This is a genomic window from Bartonella sp. TT67HLJMS (assembly GCF_042193375.1).
GTDB lineage: Bacteria > Pseudomonadota > Alphaproteobacteria > Rhizobiales > Rhizobiaceae > Bartonella > Bartonella grahamii.
On sequence record NZ_JBHILP010000028.1, the window covers coordinates 1 to 2,674 of the forward strand.

Here is a 2,674-nt window from a genome sequence, read left to right on the forward strand (position 1 = left end):
TAGCAACACTTTGATTTATAATAATAGCTCACTGTTTTGTATGTTGCATGGGGATCCCGAATATTACAGGATTTTCTCATTTCAAACCTGTTCCGTGTTGAATCAACAAAAACCATGTCTCTTGCACGTTACAAGCGGGGAGAGACCGCGTGAATAAAAAATATTAAGGAAGGACTTAAAATGTCTATAATAAATCGTCTCAAGTGCCAAGGGCTGTAGCAACACCCATGAGCTAGCAAATATAATGATGGTGCCGGCTTGCAGCAACAGGGGTGCATTTCTTAGAATTGCACGTGCAATATCGATGCGTTGTTTTGTCCCCCAGAAAGCATGGGTACCACGTTCTCCTATTCACGTATCCAAGCTATCTGGTAAAGCTTGAATCAATTCAAGCGCATTAGCCGCTTTAGCGGCAGCAAGGATGTCCTCTTCATGGGTATTTTTCAGTTCCAAAAAAGAAGAATGGTTTGCAATTATTTTATTTCAGGTCGTTATACTCTAAGAGGAAGGATTTATGCTCGTATTTCAAACTGATTTTTAAATTTAAAAAACGCAGCCACCAAGATTTATTAGTGCCTAAGATCCCATCTATTTATGTTGGATGCGTTTTTGAATTAATATTTAAAGTGCACTCTTTACAGCATAAAAAAACCAATCACTTACAATAGAGCAATCATTTTTTTAAAACTTGTGCTCTTTATAATCAGGAATAGGCTTTTACATGCCAATATTACCAAAACGATTTTTGAATTTAGAAAGACGACCGCCACGGTCTACGAGTGTTTGGGAGCCACCTGTCCATGCTGGATGCGTTCTTGGGTCAATATCTAGATTAAGAGTATCGCCTTCTTTTCCCCAAGTAGAGCGCGTTTTATATTGGGTTCCATCCGTCATAACAACGGTAATTGTGTGATAGTTGGGATGAATATTCGCTTTCATGCGTAAAAACCTTTTGCGTTTACAGAATGAAACAGCACTTGCTCGATTTTTTAAGTGCGCTTCCTTTGTCTTTTTGATACATTGATTAAAGTATTTATTCCTATAGCTGAGCATGCATAAAAAAACAAGTGTTCAAGATGCATCATTGTATCAAGTGTTATAAATTCAATATAGTGAGCGAAACCTTATGAATCTCTTCAATCATTCAGAAAAATCTACAAAGTCTTCCCCTAAAAAATCTTCATTCTCTTCGCTTGCAATTTTTTTTCCTTATCTTTTGCGCTATCGTTGGTTGTTTATCTTTGCCTTCCTAGCGCTATCTGTTGCTGCTCTTGTCACATTAGCTTTGCCTGTAGCTATCCGCCAAATGTTTGATCATGGGTTTTCTACTTCAAGCCATGGACATATCAATTTTTACTTCGGAATTTTGTTTATCTTAGCCTTGCTTCTCGCATTTGCTTCTGCTGGTCGTTATTATTGTGTTATCACATTGGGAGAACGGATTGTTGCCGATTTACGGCGTGATGTGTTTATTCATATTATGAAACTTTCTCCTGCTTTTTTTGATCGGTCGCATTCAGGAGAGATTGTTTCAAGGCTTCTAACAGATACCACACAAATAAAATTAGCTGTAGGTTCTACCGCCTCTACAGCTTTGCGTCAGTTGATTATAGTGATCGGAGCCGTCGTGATGATGGTGATTACCAATGCTAAATTGTCTTTGTTGGTTTTGGTTGCTATTCCTGTTGTGGCCATTCCCTTGGTGGTTTTTGGGCGTAAAGTTCGCTCTCGTACGCGTGCGGCGCAAGATCGTCTCGCAGATGCCAATGCTGTTGCTACAGAACAGGTAAGTGCTATTCGCACTGTGCAAGCTTTTACCGCAGAAAAACTCGTTGCAACACGTTTTTCACAATTGATAGAACGTGCTTTTCAAACAGCACGTGCTTCCGTGATCCTGCGCTCCTTTTTTACAGGTTTTGCAATTTTTTTGGTTTTTAGCAGTGTGGTTGCTGTTTTATGGATTGGGTCGCGCGATGTTTTGAATGGAACGATGACAGGCGGGACATTAGGGCAATTTGTCCTTTATGCGGTTTTTGGAGCTTCTACTTTTGCGCAATTATCGGAACTGGGGGCAGAGTTAATCCAAGCAGCAGGCGCTGCTGAGCGGCTTTCCGAATTGCTACAAGAACAACCTACTATTGTAGCTCCTAAAAATCCTTTATCATTGGAACAACCTGTTCGAGGCGAACTTGTTTTTGATCAGGTTGATTTTACCTATCCTTCTAGACCTCAAGAGAAAATTTTACGCTCGCTTTCGTTTTCTGTGAAGGCAGGCGAAACGGTTGCTTTTGTTGGGGCTTCAGGAGCAGGAAAAAGCACCATTTTTTCTTTGATCCTTCGTTTTTATGACCCGATAAGTGGAACAATTCGGTTGGACGGCATGGAAATTAATCGCCTTTCTTTACAAGATTTACGCAGCGCAATTTCCTATGTTCCACAGGATGTCGCCATTTTTGATGGAACATTGCGTGATAATATTATTTTTGGAACTGAAAATACCCATGAAGAGGAAATCCTTGCTGCCGCTAAGGCGGCTAATGCACTTGAATTTATTCAAGCTTTACCAGATGGCTTGGATACGCAAGTAGGAGAACGTGGTACCATGCTTTCTGGAGGGCAAAAACAACGCATTGGTATTGCACGGGCAATTCTAAGAAATGCACCCCTGTTGCTT

At 40.5% G+C, this 2,674-nt stretch carries 2 protein-coding genes; one reads left to right on the forward strand and one right to left on the reverse strand.

What is annotated here, in order from left to right:
- Positions 1–717: 717 nt before the first annotated feature.
- Positions 718–939 (reverse strand): 50S ribosomal protein L31, encoded by a 222-nt coding sequence (rpmE, locus tag ACFIJQ_RS08755; protein ID WP_015856961.1) that lies wholly within the window; start codon positions 937–939, stop codon positions 718–720.
- A gap of 187 nt (positions 940–1,126) precedes the next feature.
- On the opposite strand from rpmE, the gene ACFIJQ_RS08760 reads away from it, so the two are divergent.
- On the forward strand, positions 1,127–2,674 hold a 1,548-nt coding region (locus tag ACFIJQ_RS08760), incomplete at its 3' end, for an ABC transporter transmembrane domain-containing protein (protein ID WP_375629950.1).